Genomic DNA, 14,497 nt, shown 5'->3' on the forward strand with positions numbered 1-14,497 from the left:
GAAGCGCAGTAATGCGTTAAGCTAACCGATACTAATTGCCCGTGCGGCTTGATCCTATAACCTTAGGTAAAGTTGCAAGTAATTGAATCGCCTCGCAACAATCAAAACACCCTTTACTTCTTCCAAGATTATGTTGATTGCCCAAAGCTCAACGAGCCAAAGCAAACAACGACAGTTATGTCTGACGACCATAGCAAGTTGGCCCCACTCCTTCCCATCTCGAACAGGACAGTGAAACGACTTCGCGCCAATGATAGTGTGCATCCGCATGTGAAAGTAGGTCATCGTCAGACTCCTTACCAATAAAAAACCCCCAAGTGAAAACTCGGGGGTTTTTTATTGGCCGGAATATTTTGGCAGATGATTTTAAACACTGGACAAACAATGGACACAGTGAATTCCTGTATTGCCGAATACACTGCGTTGCTGTCCCTTCTTCTTTTGAGAGCTTGAACGATTTACGATACAATTGCACTCCATGACCAAGTACATATTTATTACCGGCGGCGTTGTTTCTTCTTTGGGAAAAGGTATCGCCGCCGCTTCCCTTGCGGCCATCCTCGAGTCGCGTGGTCTCAAGGTCACGATGCTCAAGCTGGACCCCTACATCAACGTCGATCCTGGAACGATGAGCCCGTTCCAGCATGGCGAGGTGTTTGTCACGGAAGATGGTGCCGAGACCGATCTGGACTTGGGGCATTACGAACGTTTCATCTCGGCCAAGATGCGCAAGGCCAACAATTTTACCACCGGACAAATCTACGAAAGCGTGATTCGCAAGGAGCGGCGCGGCGAATATCTGGGGAAGACCGTGCAGGTGATTCCGCATATCACCAACGAGATTCAGAACTTCGTGGAGCGCGGTGCAGCTGCCTCGCTTGATGGCAAGGCGGATGTTGCCATCGTCGAAATCGGCGGTACGGTTGGCGATATTGAGTCGCTGCCATTCCTTGAGGCGGCGCGACAGATGGGATTGCGCATGGGGCGACATGAGGTCGCCTATATCCACCTGACGCTGGTTCCCTACATTGCAACTGCAGGCGAACTGAAAACTAAACCAACGCAGCACAGCGTGCAGAAGCTGCGCGAGATTGGTATTTTCCCGACAGCCTTGTTGTGCCGTGCGGATCGCCGCATACCGGACGACGAACGCGCCAAGATTTCGCTCTTCGCCAATGTGCGAGAAGACAGCGTTATTTCAATGTGGGACGTGGATAGCATCTACAAAGTGCCGCAGATGCTGCATGAGCAGGGTTTGGACCGCATTATTTGCGAAGAGCTTGCCTTGAATGCGCCGCCCGCAGATTTGTCGGTGTGGCAAAACTTGATCAAGGCACAGGAGAATCAGCAACATGAAATCACGATCGGCATGGTCGGCAAATATGTTGATCTGACCGAATCGTACAAGTCTTTGATTGAAGCCTTGCGGCATGCGGGTATCCATACATCCACCCGCGTCAACATCGAATATCTGGATTCAGAAGTCATCGAGGTCGAAGGCACTGCAGGTTTAATAAACCTTGATGCGATCCTGGTGCCGGGTGGATTCGGCGTGCGCGGTACGGAAGGCAAAATTGCCGCGATTCAATATGCCCGAGAAAACAAGATACCGTATCTTGGCATTTGCCTCGGCATGCAACTCGCCGTGATTGAATATGCCCGCCACGTGGCAGGGATGACAGATGCAAACAGTACCGAGTTCAATCTTGAAACCGAACATCCGGTGGTGGCGCTGATTACGGAATGGCTGGACCGCGATGGAAAAGTCGCCATGCGTAGCGCCGATTCCGACCTGGGCGGTACCATGCGACTTGGTTCGCAACGCTGTCCGGTCAAGCCCAATACCATGGCGCAACGTATTTATGGCGACGAAGTGAACGAGCGTCACCGCCATCGCTACGAAGTGAACAACCATTACGTTCCCGCCCTGGAAAAATCCGGCTTGATTATTTCAGCACGCACCCCGTCGGAGGATTTGCCGGAGATGATGGAATTGCCGCAAAGCATGCATCCCTGGTTCGTGGGCGTGCAGTTCCACCCTGAATTCACCTCGACCCCGCGTGTCGGCCACCCCCTATTCAAGGCGTATGTGCAAGCGGCAGTCAAGCGCAAGGAAGCCGCATGAAACTGTGCAACTTTGATGTGGGTCTCCACAAGCCGCTATTCCTGATCGCCGGCCCCTGCGTGATTGAGTCCGAGCAGATGGCGCTGGATACGGCCGGGCAATTGAAGGAGATTTGCCAGAAGCTGGGCATTCCCTTCATCTACAAATCTTCCTACGACAAGGCGAATCGCAGCTCTGGCAAGACCTTCCGCGGTTTTGGCATGGAAGCCGGATTGGAGATTCTGGACAAGGTAAAGAAACAGATCGGTGTTCCCGTGTTGACCGATGTGCACGATGAGGATGAGATCGGGCCGGTGGCGGCTGTAGTCGATGTGTTGCAAACCCCCGCTTTTCTGTGTCGGCAAACTGACTTCATCCATGCGGTGGCGAAATCCGGCAAGCCGGTGAACATCAAGAAAGGCCAGTTCCTGTCGCCGTGGGACATGAAGAACGTGGTGGACAAGGCGCGTGAAGTGAGCGGCGGTGACACCATCATGGTGTGCGAGCGTGGCGCATTGTTTGGTTATAACAACCTGGTGTCGGACATGCGTTCGCTGGCCGTGATGCGCGAAACTGGTTGTCCGGTGGTTTTTGATGCCACCCATTCAGTACAACTTCCGGGCGGGCAGGGTACGGCGAGCGGCGGGCAGCGCGAATTCGTGCCGGTGCTGGCGCGTGCCGCGGTTGCCGCAGGCGTGGCGGGCGTGTTCATGGAGACCCATCCGGATCCCGCTAAAGCATTGTCTGATGGGCCCAACGCATTTCCGTTGGGACATCTGCAAGAATTGTTGCAAACGCTCAAAGCGCTGGACGCCTTGGTCAAGCAGCAAGGTTTTATCGAAGAGAAATTTAACTTGAGAAATGTGTGAGAGAAGGAATAAGAATGAGTGCAATCGTTGATGTTGTAGCGCGTGAGATTCTGGATTCCCGTGGTAACCCCACGGTTGAGGCTGATGTGCTTTTGGAATCCGGCGTGATGGGCCGTGCGGCCGTGCCATCCGGCGCTTCGACCGGAACCAAGGAAGCCGTTGAACTGCGGGATGGTGATAAGCAGCGCTATCTGGGCAAGGGCGTGCTGAAGGCCGTTGAGAATGTGAATACCGAAATCGCCGAAGCGATCATCGGTCTGGATGTTTCCGAGCAGGCGTTCATTGATCAAACCATGATTGATCTGGACGGCACGGCAACCAAAAGTCGCCTCGGCGCCAACGCCATTCTGGCCGTATCCATCGCAGCAGCAAAAGCCGCGGCGGAAGAATCCGGGCTGCCGCTGTATCGCTACCTCGGCGGCGCGGCGCGCATGGAAATGCCGGTGCCGATGATGAACGTCATCAATGGTGGCGCACATGCGACCGGCGGGGCTGACATGCAGGAATTCATGATTGTGCCGGTCGGCGCATCCAGCTTCCGCGAAGCGCTCCGCTGTGCAGCCGAAGTGTTCCATTCGCTCAAGGCGGTGTTGCACAAACGCGGGTTGCCGACGACGGTCGGCGATGAAGGCGGTTTTGCACCGGCGCTGGGCTCGAACGAGGCGGCGCTGAAAGTCATCGTCGAAGCGATTGAAGCGGCGGGATATGTGCCCGGCACGGATGTGGCGATCGCCATGGATCCGGCGGCATCTGAATTCTATCAGGATGGCCTGTATCACCTGAAAGCGGATGGAATGAAGCTGACCTCGCAGCAGATGGTCGATTTGTATGCGACCTGGGTGGACAAGTATCCCATCATTTCGATCGAGGACGGGATGAGCGAGCTGGATTGGCCGGGCTGGAAAATGTTGACCGAGCGCCTGGGCAAGCAGATTCAACTGGTCGGCGACGACGTCTTCGTGACCAACACCAGGATTTTGCGGGAAGGGATCAAGCAGGGCATCGCCAACTCCATCCTGATCAAGGTGAACCAGATTGGCACGTTGACCGAGACCTTTGCTGCCATTGAAATGGCAAAACGCGCCGGATATACCGCCGTGATTTCGCACCGTTCCGGCGAAACCGAGGATTCCACCATCGCCGATCTGGCCGTGGCGACCAACGTGATGCAGATCAAGTCCGGATCGTTGTCGCGCTCTGATCGTTTGGCGAAATACAACCAACTGCTGCGCATCGAGGAAGATCTCGGCGACAGCGCATCCTATCCCGGTCGCGAGGCTTTCTACCAGTTAAGCTAAACCGGGTTGGTTTCGAGGGGGCGTTCCGTGCGTGCCGTCACCTATTTCCTGCTCGCCCTTGTCATTTTGTTGCAGTACCCGCTATGGTTCGGCAAGGGCAGCTGGTTGAAGGTGTGGGATGTCAATCAAAAACTCGAAACGCAAAAAACCATCAACGACCAGGCGCAGCAGCGCAACGCCGCCCTCGATGCAGAAGTACGCGATCTGAAACGCGGGACCGATGCCATCGAGGAGCGCGCGCGCAGCGAACTCGGGATGGTCAAACAAGGCGAGATATTTGTTCAGATCATCGAGGGTGCCGCAACTTCATCGGTTGCAGCACCGCCGACCGCAAGCACGCTCAAGTAATGACCGTCGGCTGCTCGCGCCCGGTGCGCGTTTGCAGCTCGGAGATGTTCAAGGCGATCTGAATCAGGCTCTGCAACGCTTCTTGCGCATCCAGATGATGACGCGCGACATCTGCCTCGAAGGCTTCCAGATACACGCGCAACGTCGCCCCTTCCGTGCCTGTGCCGGAAAGACGGAAAATGATGCGCGAGCCATCGCTGAACAGAATGCGGATGCCCTGGTTTGTGCTGACACTGCCGTCCACCGGATCGGTGTAGCTAAAATCATCGCAGGTCTGCACCGTGTAATGGCCAAACGATTTTCCGGTCAGTGCGGCGAAATTGCCGCGCAAATGCTGCATGACCCCGTTGGCGGCATCGCTCGGGATCGCTTCGTAGTCGTAGCGCGAATAGAAGTTGCGGCCATATTGCGCCCAATGTTCGCGCACGATGGTTTCCACCGGCTGTTTGCGTGCGGCAAGAATGTTGAGCCAGAACAGCACGGCCCACAGCCCATCCTTTTCCCGCACATGGTCGGAGCCGGTGCCAAAACTTTCCTCGCCGCACAGGGTGACTTTGCCCGCATCCATCAGGTTGCCGAAAAATTTCCACCCGGTCGGGGTTTCGAAGCAGGGAATGTTCAGCGCCCGGGCGACGCGATCCGCCGCCGCGCTGGTCGGCATCGAGCGGGCGATTCCCGCCAGACCTTTGCGATAGCCGGGCGCCAAGGTGGCATTCGCGGCGATGACGGCCAGGCTGTCGGAGGGCGTTACAAAGAAACGCTGACCGAGAATCATGTTGCGGTCGCCATCGCCATCCGAGGCGGCACCGAAATCCGGCGCATTCTGCCCAAACATGATTTCCACCAGATCGTGCGCGTAAGTCAGATTGGGGTCGGGGTGGCCATTGCCGAAGTCTTCCAGCGGGACTGCATTCATCACGCTGGCGGCGGGCGCGCCGAGGCGGTTAACGAAAATCTCCCGGGCGTAGGGTCCTGTCACCGCGTGCATCGCGTCGAACTGGATGCGGAAGCCGCCTTGCAGCAGGGAGCGAATGGCACCGAAGTCGAACAGGGATTCCATCAGCCCGGCGTAGTCGGCGACCGCATCGATCACTTCCACCTGCAGTGCGCCGAGCCTGGTCGAGCCCGTGCTATCCAGCGGTACATCGGCGGCATCGAGGATGCGGTATTCCGCAAGGACCTTGCTTCTGGCGAAGATGGCTTCGGTGACGGTCTCGGTTGCCGGGCCGCCGTTGTTGCCGTTGTACTTGATGCCGAAGTCGCCGTCAGGGCCGCCTGGGTTGTGACTGGCCGACAGGATGATGCCGCCATAAGTCTGGTATTTGCGGATGATGTTGGAAGCTGCGGGCGTGGAGAGAATTCCGCCCTGGCCGACCAGTACCTTGCCAAATCCGTTGGCGGCCGCCATTTTCAGAATGGTCTGGATCGCCGTGCGGTTGTAGAACCGTCCATCGCCGCCCACCACCAGGGTCGCTCCTTGGGGTGCGGCGATCGTGTCGAAAATGCTCTGTACGAAATTTTCCAGATAGTGCGGTTTCTGGAACACCTTGACCTTCTTGCGCAAACCGGAAGTGCCGGGTTTCTGATCGGGAAAGGGTTGGGAGGCGACAGTACGGATTGGCATAAATTTCTCCTCTGGGCAATTGAATTATTTTTAATTTTTTGATCATACCACCGTGAGCGCACGAATGCCCCAAGCCCGGTCCGGGTACGGTAAGCTTCGCGGCTTCTGGCAGCTTGATTGACTTACGATGACACCGGGTACCCCGCAGCAGATTCTGCACGACATTTTCGGTTACGCCACTTTTCGCGGCGAGCAGCAGGCCGTCATTGGGCATCTGGTTTCCGGCGGCGATGCACTGGTGCTGATGCCCACCGGTGGCGGCAAGTCGCTGTGCTACCAGATACCCGCATTGGTGCGGGCGGGCGTCGGCATCGTGGTTTCGCCGCTGATCGCCCTGATGCAGGATCAGGTGGACGCGCTCAAACAACTCGGGGTTGCTGCCGCCTTTCTTAATTCCAGCCTGGAAGCTGAAGAAGCACGCGAGGTTTCGCGGCAACTGATGTGCGGCGAATTGAAACTGCTGTACGTCGCGCCGGAACGGCTGATGACGGAAGGGTTCCTCAACCTTGTGGAGCGTTTGCAACAGGAAAATAAAATTGCCCTGTTCGCCATCGACGAGGCGCACTGCGTCTCGCAATGGGGCCACGATTTCCGCCCGGAATACCGCGCGCTGACCGTATTGCACGAGCGATTTCCCCAAGTGCCGCGCATCGCGCTCACCGCCACGGCCGATGCGCCGACGCGGCGCGAGATTATCGAGCGCCTGAAGCTCGAAAGCGCGCAGCAATTCGTTTCCAGCTTTGACCGTCCCAACATCCGCTATCGCGTAACCCTCAAGGACAACGCGCGCAAACAATTGCAGGCCTTTCTCGAAGCCGAGCATCCCGACGATGCAGGCATCGTGTATTGCCTGTCGCGCAAGAAAGTGGAGGAGACCGCCGCCTGGCTGCAACAGCAGGGATGGGATGCCTTGCCGTATCACGCCGGGCTGGACGCAGCCACGCGCAACGCAAACCAGAAACGCTTCCTGCGCGAGGAAGGCGTGATCATGGTCGCCACGGTCGCGTTCGGCATGGGCATCGACAAGCCCAACGTGCGCTTCGTCGCCCATCTAGACCTGCCCAAGAGCATGGAAGGCTACTACCAGGAAACCGGGCGGGCAGGGCGCGACGGACTGCCCGCAGATGCCTGGATGGCCTACGGTCTGGGCGATGTCGTTTCCATGCGCCAGATGCTGCTGTCAGGTGATGCGCCCGAGGAGCGCAAGCGCGTCGAGTTGCAAAAGCTGGATGCCTTGCTCGGCTTTTGCGAATCCAACGCCTGTCGCCACCAGACCCTCCTGCACTACTTTGGCGAAGAACATCCGGGCACTTGCGGCCAGTGCGACAACTGTCTGTCGCCGGTGGATACCTGGAATGCCACCGAGGCCGCGCGGATGGCGCTGTCCTGCGTTTATCGCACCGGACAGCGCTTCGGGGTCGTGCACCTCATCGACGTGCTGCTGGGGAAAACCACGCCCAAGGTCGAACAATTCAACCACCACCAACTTTCGGTTTTCGGCATCGGCAAGGAACTGGCGCAGCAGCAATGGAGCAGCGTCTATCGCCAGCTCGTTGCCGCCGGATTCATCAATGTGGACATCGAAGGTTATGGCGGGCTAAAGCTCACCGAAGCCGCGCGCCCGGTTCTGCGCGGCGAACAGGAAGTCTGGCTGCGCCGCGATGCCGCACCCGCCAGGCGCACCGGCAGCAAGGCAGAGCGCGGCTCGCGGCTGCGCGAAGCATTCGCGGGTGCCAACGAAGACCCGCTGTGGCAGGCACTCAAGGCCAAACGCATGGAACTGGCCCGCGAGCAGGGCGTGCCGCCTTACGTCATTTTTCATGACAGCACCCTGCTGGAAATTCTGCACCGCAAACCGCAGACGCTGGATGCGATGGGGGAGATCGGCGGGATTGGCCAGGCCAAGCGGGCAAAGTATGGCGAGGCCTTTTTGCAGGTAGTGGAGGACGCTGCGAACGGCAGATGACAGCCGCAAACATTGAAGCGCGTCGATAGATAGGGCAAGATGCGCGACCTGACGAATTCGTAATAACCAAGCTTAAAGAGAACAGACATGGGCGCACAGTGGAAATCGAAACACAAGGAACTCGCGGCGAACGCGAAAGGTAAAATATTTGGCAAGCTCGCCAAGGAAATCATGGTCGCAGCGCGCGGTGGCGCAGACCCGTCCAGCAACTCCCGCCTGCGCCTCGTGGTCGAACAGGCCAAAAAAGCTTCCATGCCCAAGGAAACGCTGGATCGCGCCATCAAGAAAGGTGCCGGCCTGCTCGATGACGGCGCACAACTGGAACGCCTGGTGTACGAAGGCTTTGCACCGCACCGCGTCCCCATCATCGTAGAATGCCTGTCGGACAACACCAACCGCACCCGCTCCAGCATGAACGTGCTGTTCCGCAAAGGACAACTCGGTGCCGAAGGTTCCGTCTCGTGGGACTTCAGCTACGTCGGCATGATCGAAGCGACCCCGACCGCAAAAGAGGCCGACGCGGAAGTGGCCGCCATCGAAGCCGGTGCGCAAGACCTGGAACCTTCCGAAGACGGCGCCACCTTGTTCATCACCGACACCAGCGATCTGGATGCCGTGTGCAAAGCTCTTCCTGCACAAGGCTTCACCGTCGTCTCTGCACAACTGGGCTATCGGCCGAAGAATCCGGTCACGCTTGCCAGCGACGCCGAACGCGAAGAAGTGGAAGCGTTTCTGGAAGCCATGGATGCGGATGATGATGTGCAGAACGTTTATGTGGGGTTGGCGGGGTAACAGTCAAAGTGCAAAACCTTGAATCGCGTCATCACACCCTTCTTGCATCGCGGCTGAAAATTATCGTAGGCTCCCGCTCATATCAAAATTTGGGTTACATCGATTGAATTCCTCCTCTCCAGCATTACCCCGCCGGCCGCTCGCGCATGTCATCGCTGTTGTGGGGTGTGACGGCTCCGGCAAGTCAACCTTGACGACCGATTTGATCTCCCGTTTGCGGCCTATGGGGGCGGTCGAGCTGTTTTATCTTGGTCAATCCTCGGGGGCGATCGGTGACAGGATTAAAAGCCTGCCGCTGTTGGGGGCGCCGTTCGGACGCTATCTGATGCGCAAGGCGGCACGGGCGCACAGTAAAGAAAAAAAAGCCGCGGACACGTTGACGACCTTGGTGATCTATCTGCTTTCGTTGTGGCGCGCGCATAAATTCCGCCGGATGCTGGCGCTGTGTCGCCGTGATGTATTGGTGATTACCGATCGCTATCCGCAAGCCGAAGTGTCCGGATTTTATTTTGACGGGCCGGGGCTGGGCGCGGTCAATACCCAAAGCTGGCTGGCGCGCACACTTGCGGCGCGCGAGCAGCGGCTTTACCAGTGGATGGCAAGCCACGTTCCGGCGCTCGTGATCCGGCTCAATATTGATGCGGATACCGCACATGCGCGCAAACCAGACCACAAACTGGCGATGTTGGAGGCAAAGACCACGGTCATCCCCGGCCTGCATTTCAATGGCGCACGCATTCTCGATCTGGATGGGCGCGATCCTTATGGGCAGGTATTGGATACTGCCTTGAAAGCGATCGGAGATACGGTTAAAGCGTCAGCGGCTTGATGCAAGCCGGCAGGTTTTTCGCGCAAACGGGTTGTCCGGTATGTTCGGCGGATTCAGGTCTTTTTTCACGCAGGATTGCATCCTGTGCGTCTCGTATAATTTTTAGCCGGGTTGGTGGTGTGGTATCTTCTCGACCCCGGTCAGTTTTGGATTTCCTTGACCTACCTCAATTGAGTTTTTTATGCTGAATCCTGTTCCCCGTGCGGGTGATTCTTCTTGCCTTGCTGGCGTTGTGGCCGTGGTTGGGTGCGACGGCACCGGAAAATCGACCTTGACTGCTGACCTTCTGCTTCATCTGCGCCGCCAGGGAGCGGTCGAGCGGCGTTATATGGGCCTGATTTCGGGTGAAATGGGCGACAAGATTAAATATCTGCCTTTTATCGGCGTCTGGCTGGAGCGTTATCTGGCCGACAAGGCGGCGCGCGCGCAGGATATCCGGAAGACGTTGCCCGGTACCGGTACGGCGTTGATCATGCATTTGCTCTCATGGTGGCGCGTACTGCAATTGCGCCGCTTGGTGAAACTTTCGCGGCGTGGCGTGCGGGTGATCGCAGATCGGTATCCCCAGGCTGAGATCCCCGGCTTCCGCTACGACGGACCGGGCCTGGTCGCTGATCCGGGCAATGGCTGGCTGCTGCGCAAACTGGTGGTGCGCGAACAACAGTTGTACGCACAGATGGCCGAGTACAGGCCTGCTTTGGTTCTGCGTCTCAATATCGATCCTGAAACGGCGCATGCACGCAAACCCGACCACAGCATGGCTGAGTTGCAGGACAAAATTTCAGTGATGCCGCATCTGAATTACAACGGTGCAAAAATCTGCGAACTCGATGCCAGGCTGCCGTATCCGGACGTGCTGAATGCGGCACTGCATGCCATTGATTCGGCGCTGGGTACGACCTGTACTCGGACGCATTAAATCGGGGCGACCGATGTTTTGCATGACCGCGCGCTGGCCGGCAGAAAGCCTGCGTGCCGCATACGCTGAATTTTAGACGGGGTTCCCATGCTGAGTTACCGCCACGCCTTCCATGCCGGCAACCACGCCGATGTGCTGAAACATTGGGTGCAGATGCAGTTGTTGCAGCATCTGGCGCAAAAAGAAAAACCGTTCTGGTACATCGATACCCACGCCGGCGCCGGCTGCTACGCGCTGGACAGCGGTTATGCGGAAAAGAACGCCGAGTTCGAGAGCGGTATCGCGCGCCTGTGGCAGGCTGCTGGTCTGCCACACGCGCTGGCAGACTATGTGGCGACGGTGCGGCAGCTCAATCCGGACGGCAAGCTGCGCCTGTATCCCGGCTCGCCACTGGTGGCACAGGCGCTGCTGCGCGAACCGGACCGGATGCGCCTGTTCGAGCTGCATCCGACCGATCACCAGATTCTGGCGGAGAATTTTTCCGGGCAAGAGCCGCGCGTGCTGGTGCAGAAGGCCGACGGTTTCGCTGCGCTGAAGGCGCTGCTGCCACCGCCGCCGCGCCGCGCACTGGTGCTGATCGATCCGCCTTACGAAGAGAAGCAGGATTACCAGCGCGTGGTCGAGGCCGTGCAGGAAGGATTAAAACGGTTCGCCACCGGCACTTATGCGGTGTGGTATCCGCAATTGCAGCGCAGCGAATCCGAGGGGTTGCCGAAAAAATTGAAACGCCTCCCGGTAAAGGCCTGGCTGCATGTTGCGCTGCACGTGCAGACACCGTCCGCGGACGGCTTCGGCATGCACGGTAGCGGCATGTTCGTCATCAACCCGCCATGGACCTTGCATGCCACCCTGCAACAGGTGATGCCGAAACTGGTGGCGCTGCTGGGACAGGATGCCGGGGCGGGGTACGTGCTGGAACAGCAGGCGGCATAGCGATGGAGGCCGGTTTTCCGCGCAGCTGCGACATCTTCTGTTCCGTGGTGGACAACTACGGCGATATCGGGGTGAGCTGGCGGCTGGCGCGGCAACTGGCGCACGAGCACGGGGTGGCGGTGCGGCTGTGGGTGGACGATCTGGCGAGTTTTGCCAGGCTGTGCCCGGAAGCGGATACGGCATTGGCGCGACAGATTTGCCGCGGGGTCGAAGTGTTGCACTGGGCAACCGGTAGGGCGCCGGTTGCAGTGGCCGACTTGGTCATCGAGGCGTTCGCCTGCAAATTGCCGCAGGCGTACCTCGAAGCAATGGCGGCGCGTGCACGCAAGCCCGTTTGGATCAATCTGGAATATCTCTCTGCCGAAGATTGGGTCGAAGGCTGCCACCGCTTGCCTTCGCCGCATCCGGCGTTGCCGCTGACGAAGTATTTCTTTTTCCCCGGTTTCACCGCAAAGACGGGGGGATTGTTGTTGGAGCGCGATCTGTTGGCGCGGCGCGATGCCTTCCAAGCCAAAATTATTCAAGAGGACTCCCGCACCCCAGCCCTCTCCCGGGGGGAGAGGGAGTTTTGGCGCAACTTGGGTGTGCCGCAACGCATCGAAGGCGAGCTGCGCGTGTCTTTATTCAGCTACGAGAACGAGGCGCTGGCGGCGTTGCTTGCAGCCTGGGAGCATGGCGCGCAACCCTTGACCTGCCTGGTGCCGGAGGGCCGCGCGCTGCCGCAAGTGCGGCAATATTTCGGGGAGGCAGGTGAGTTGGACTTTAGTCCGACAGCCGCTGTCGGGTTAAAATCCGACCCACGTTATGCGCGCGGCAATCTGCGCGTGCACGTGTTGCCTTTCGTCGAGCAGGAGCAGTACGACTTGCTGTTGTGGGCGTGCGACATCAATTTCGTGCGCGGCGAGGACTCCTGTGTGCGGGCGCAATGGGCGGGCAAGCCTTTTGTCTGGCAGATCTATCCGCAACATGACGGCGTGCATCTGGCGAAACTGGAGGCGTTGCGGGTCCGCTATACCCGGGGGTTGGCGCCGGGAACCGAGGCTGCGGTGCGAGATTTGTGGCTGGCCTGGAACGGCGGTGCGGACATCGGCGCGGCATGGCAGCGCTTCGTCGCCCGGCGCGCGGAGTTGTCCAGCCACGGTCTGCACTGGGCGCAGCGACTCGCCGCCAACAACCTTGCATTGAATTTGCTGGATTTTTCGCGCGAGGTTGCATAGAATGCGCGCCTTCGAATTCAGGCTTTAAGGCAAAATCATTATGAAAATCGCTCAAGAACTGCGCGCCGGCAATGTGGTGATGGTCAAGGACCAGCCGCTGGTGGTGCAAAAATGTGAATACACCCGCTCCGGTCGCAACGGTTCGGTGGTCAAGTTCAAATTCAAGAACCTGCTGACGGATACGCCCAGCGAGGCGGTCTATTCCGCGGACGACAAGTTCGACCAGATCATCCTCGACAAAAAGGATTGCACCTATTCCTACTATGCCGATCCGATGTACGTATTCATGGATGAGGAATACAACCAGTACGAAGTGGAAAAGGAAAACCTCGGCGACGTGGTGAACTACCTCATGGACGGCATGGAAGACAAGTGCGAGGTGACTTTCTACGAAGGCAAGGCGATCTCGGTCGAGCTGCCCAATACCATCGTGCGCGAAATCGAGTACACCGAACCTGCCGTGCGCGGCGACACTTCCGGCAAGGTGATGAAGCCGGCCCGCCTGAAGGGCTCCGGGTTTGAATTGCCGGTGGCGGCATTCATCGATATCGGCGACAAGATCGAGATCGATACCCGCAGCAACGAATTCAGGAAGCGCGCGAACTAAAATCCGGATTCGTTCAAGCAATGAAAAGAGCCGCTACACAGCGGCTCTTTTGTTTTTGGCGCGTCGGGATGTCTGTCGCTTACAGTTTTTCCACGCTGTACACCGCCACCAGCCGGTGCGTTTCACCCGGCGCCACGGTGACGACGTTCTCCAGCGCGTTGCCGCTTTCCACGCACACCATGTCGCGATGCAGCTTGGGCCCAAAGTCGCCCATCTTTTCCGCTTTCTCCGTCCACGGATTCCACACCACGGTGGAACGGCTGCCTTCTTTGTGGATGCGGATGGTACGTTTCAACCCAGTGTCTTCGATGAGGCAATCCGAATCGGTGTTCACGTACACCCGATCCACTTCACTGTTGATCACGATGCTGCCCGGCTGGTTGTAGCGGCGGGCATTGCCGACCTTGTCCATATATTCGCACCCTTCAAGACCGCGGAGGGTCATGTTGGCGACATCGCTGATCTGGAAATAGGTGTGCAGCGCCTCGCCCAGTTCGAAGGCTTCCTGGCCGGTGTTGGTGGTGACCAGTTCCACGCGCAGTGATTTGTCCACGGTGACTTCAAGCTGGGCGGAGCAGGCATAGGGCCATTGCGCGCGTGTGCGGTCGTTCTGGAGCAGGCCGAACCGGAGAAAAGTCGCGCCATCCTCCAGTGCCCGGGTTTCCTGCAGTTCCCATGGAACGGTGCGGGCAAAACCGTGGCCGGGAAGTTTGCTGTCAGTTTTGTGCGGGCCAAACCATGGCCAGCAGATCGGCACCCCGCCGCGGATGGATTTGCCCGGAGCAAATTTTGCGTTGGGCGAAAGCCAGATCACCGGCTCTTCGCCGCGCGGCTGGAAAGTGGCGATGTGCGCGCCTTGCAGCGCGATGTTGGACAGCGCGTGCTGGTTGGCGACCTCGGCGATGATGACGCCGTCGGCGATCTCGCGCAGTTGCACATGGTTTTCGATGGCAAAGCGCTGGTTAAGCAGGTTCAGGTCAGGCATTTTATC

Annotated in this window: 13 protein-coding genes and 1 rRNA gene; 12 read left to right on the forward strand and 2 right to left on the reverse strand. The window is 58.3% G+C overall.

Annotated elements, in window-relative coordinates:
- Window positions 1–180: 180 nt before the first annotated feature.
- The 5 genes from rrf (at window position 181) to ftsB (ending at window position 4,619) form a co-directional block, all read left to right on the forward strand.
- Window positions 181–293: ribosomal RNA gene (gene rrf, locus ACKTSJ_RS05175) — 5S ribosomal RNA — on the forward strand.
- Between the two features lie 185 nt (window positions 294–478).
- On the forward strand, window positions 479–2,125 hold the full coding sequence (locus ACKTSJ_RS05180) for a CTP synthase (protein ID WP_407898061.1): 1,647 nt from the start codon (window positions 479–481) through the stop codon (window positions 2,123–2,125).
- Window positions 2,122–2,973: a 3-deoxy-8-phosphooctulonate synthase gene (kdsA, locus tag ACKTSJ_RS05185; protein WP_407898063.1), complete on the forward strand. Its 852-nt coding sequence runs from the start codon at window positions 2,122–2,124 to the stop codon at window positions 2,971–2,973. Before ACKTSJ_RS05180 ends, kdsA begins: the two co-directional genes overlap by 4 nt.
- Before the next feature lie 14 nt (window positions 2,974–2,987).
- Window positions 2,988–4,271: a phosphopyruvate hydratase gene (eno, locus tag ACKTSJ_RS05190; RefSeq protein ID WP_407898065.1), complete on the forward strand. Its 1,284-nt coding sequence runs from the start codon at window positions 2,988–2,990 to the stop codon at window positions 4,269–4,271.
- Window positions 4,272–4,298: 27 nt separating this feature from the next.
- Window positions 4,299–4,619 carry a cell division protein FtsB gene (ftsB, locus tag ACKTSJ_RS05195; RefSeq protein WP_407898067.1) on the forward strand — a complete coding sequence of 107 codons (321 nt, stop codon included), beginning with the start codon at window positions 4,299–4,301 and terminating at the stop codon, window positions 4,617–4,619.
- Here ftsB and ACKTSJ_RS05200 read toward each other — a convergent pair.
- Complete coding sequence (locus ACKTSJ_RS05200; protein ID WP_407898069.1) at window positions 4,612–6,243, reverse strand: alpha-D-glucose phosphate-specific phosphoglucomutase; 1,632 nt, start codon at window positions 6,241–6,243, stop codon at window positions 4,612–4,614. The genes ftsB and ACKTSJ_RS05200 overlap by 8 nt on opposite strands.
- Window positions 6,244–6,370: 127 nt before the next feature.
- On the opposite strand from ACKTSJ_RS05200, the gene recQ reads away from it, so the two are divergent.
- The 7 genes from recQ (at window position 6,371) to efp (ending at window position 13,506) form a co-directional block, all read left to right on the forward strand.
- Window positions 6,371–8,209, forward strand: a complete 1,839-nt coding sequence (recQ, locus tag ACKTSJ_RS05205) for a DNA helicase RecQ (RefSeq protein WP_407898071.1) — start codon at window positions 6,371–6,373, stop codon at window positions 8,207–8,209.
- Window positions 8,210–8,296: 87 nt separating this feature from the next.
- Window positions 8,297–9,001 carry a YebC/PmpR family DNA-binding transcriptional regulator gene (locus ACKTSJ_RS05210; protein WP_407898073.1) on the forward strand — a complete coding sequence of 235 codons (705 nt, stop codon included), beginning with the start codon at window positions 8,297–8,299 and terminating at the stop codon, window positions 8,999–9,001.
- A 103-nt stretch (window positions 9,002–9,104) separates the two neighbouring features.
- Entirely contained in the window at window positions 9,105–9,830 is a 726-nt protein-coding gene (locus tag ACKTSJ_RS05215) for a hypothetical protein (RefSeq protein ID WP_407898075.1), read from the forward strand.
- 271 nt (window positions 9,831–10,101) lie between these two features.
- Complete coding sequence (locus ACKTSJ_RS05220) at window positions 10,102–10,749, forward strand: hypothetical protein (RefSeq protein WP_407898077.1); 648 nt, start codon at window positions 10,102–10,104, stop codon at window positions 10,747–10,749.
- A gap of 87 nt (window positions 10,750–10,836) precedes the next feature.
- Complete coding sequence (locus tag ACKTSJ_RS05225) at window positions 10,837–11,682, forward strand: 23S rRNA (adenine(2030)-N(6))-methyltransferase RlmJ (protein WP_407898078.1); 846 nt, start codon at window positions 10,837–10,839, stop codon at window positions 11,680–11,682.
- 2 nt (window positions 11,683–11,684) lie between these two features.
- Entirely contained in the window at window positions 11,685–12,899 is a 1,215-nt protein-coding gene (gene earP / locus ACKTSJ_RS05230; RefSeq protein WP_407898080.1) for an elongation factor P maturation arginine rhamnosyltransferase EarP, read from the forward strand.
- 40 nt (window positions 12,900–12,939) lie between these two features.
- Entirely contained in the window at window positions 12,940–13,506 is a 567-nt protein-coding gene (efp, locus tag ACKTSJ_RS05235; RefSeq protein ID WP_407898081.1) for an elongation factor P, read from the forward strand.
- A 79-nt stretch (window positions 13,507–13,585) separates the two neighbouring features.
- On the opposite strand, the gene ACKTSJ_RS05240 is transcribed toward efp, so the two are convergent.
- The gene (locus tag ACKTSJ_RS05240; protein WP_407898083.1) at window positions 13,586–14,491 is read right to left on the reverse strand and encodes a D-hexose-6-phosphate mutarotase; all 906 of its coding nucleotides are present in this window, start codon (window positions 14,489–14,491) and stop codon (window positions 13,586–13,588) included.
- Window positions 14,492–14,497 lie beyond the last annotated feature (6 nt).

The organism is Ferrigenium sp. UT5 (genome assembly GCF_045866295.1).
GTDB lineage: Bacteria > Pseudomonadota > Gammaproteobacteria > Burkholderiales > Gallionellaceae > Sideroxyarcus.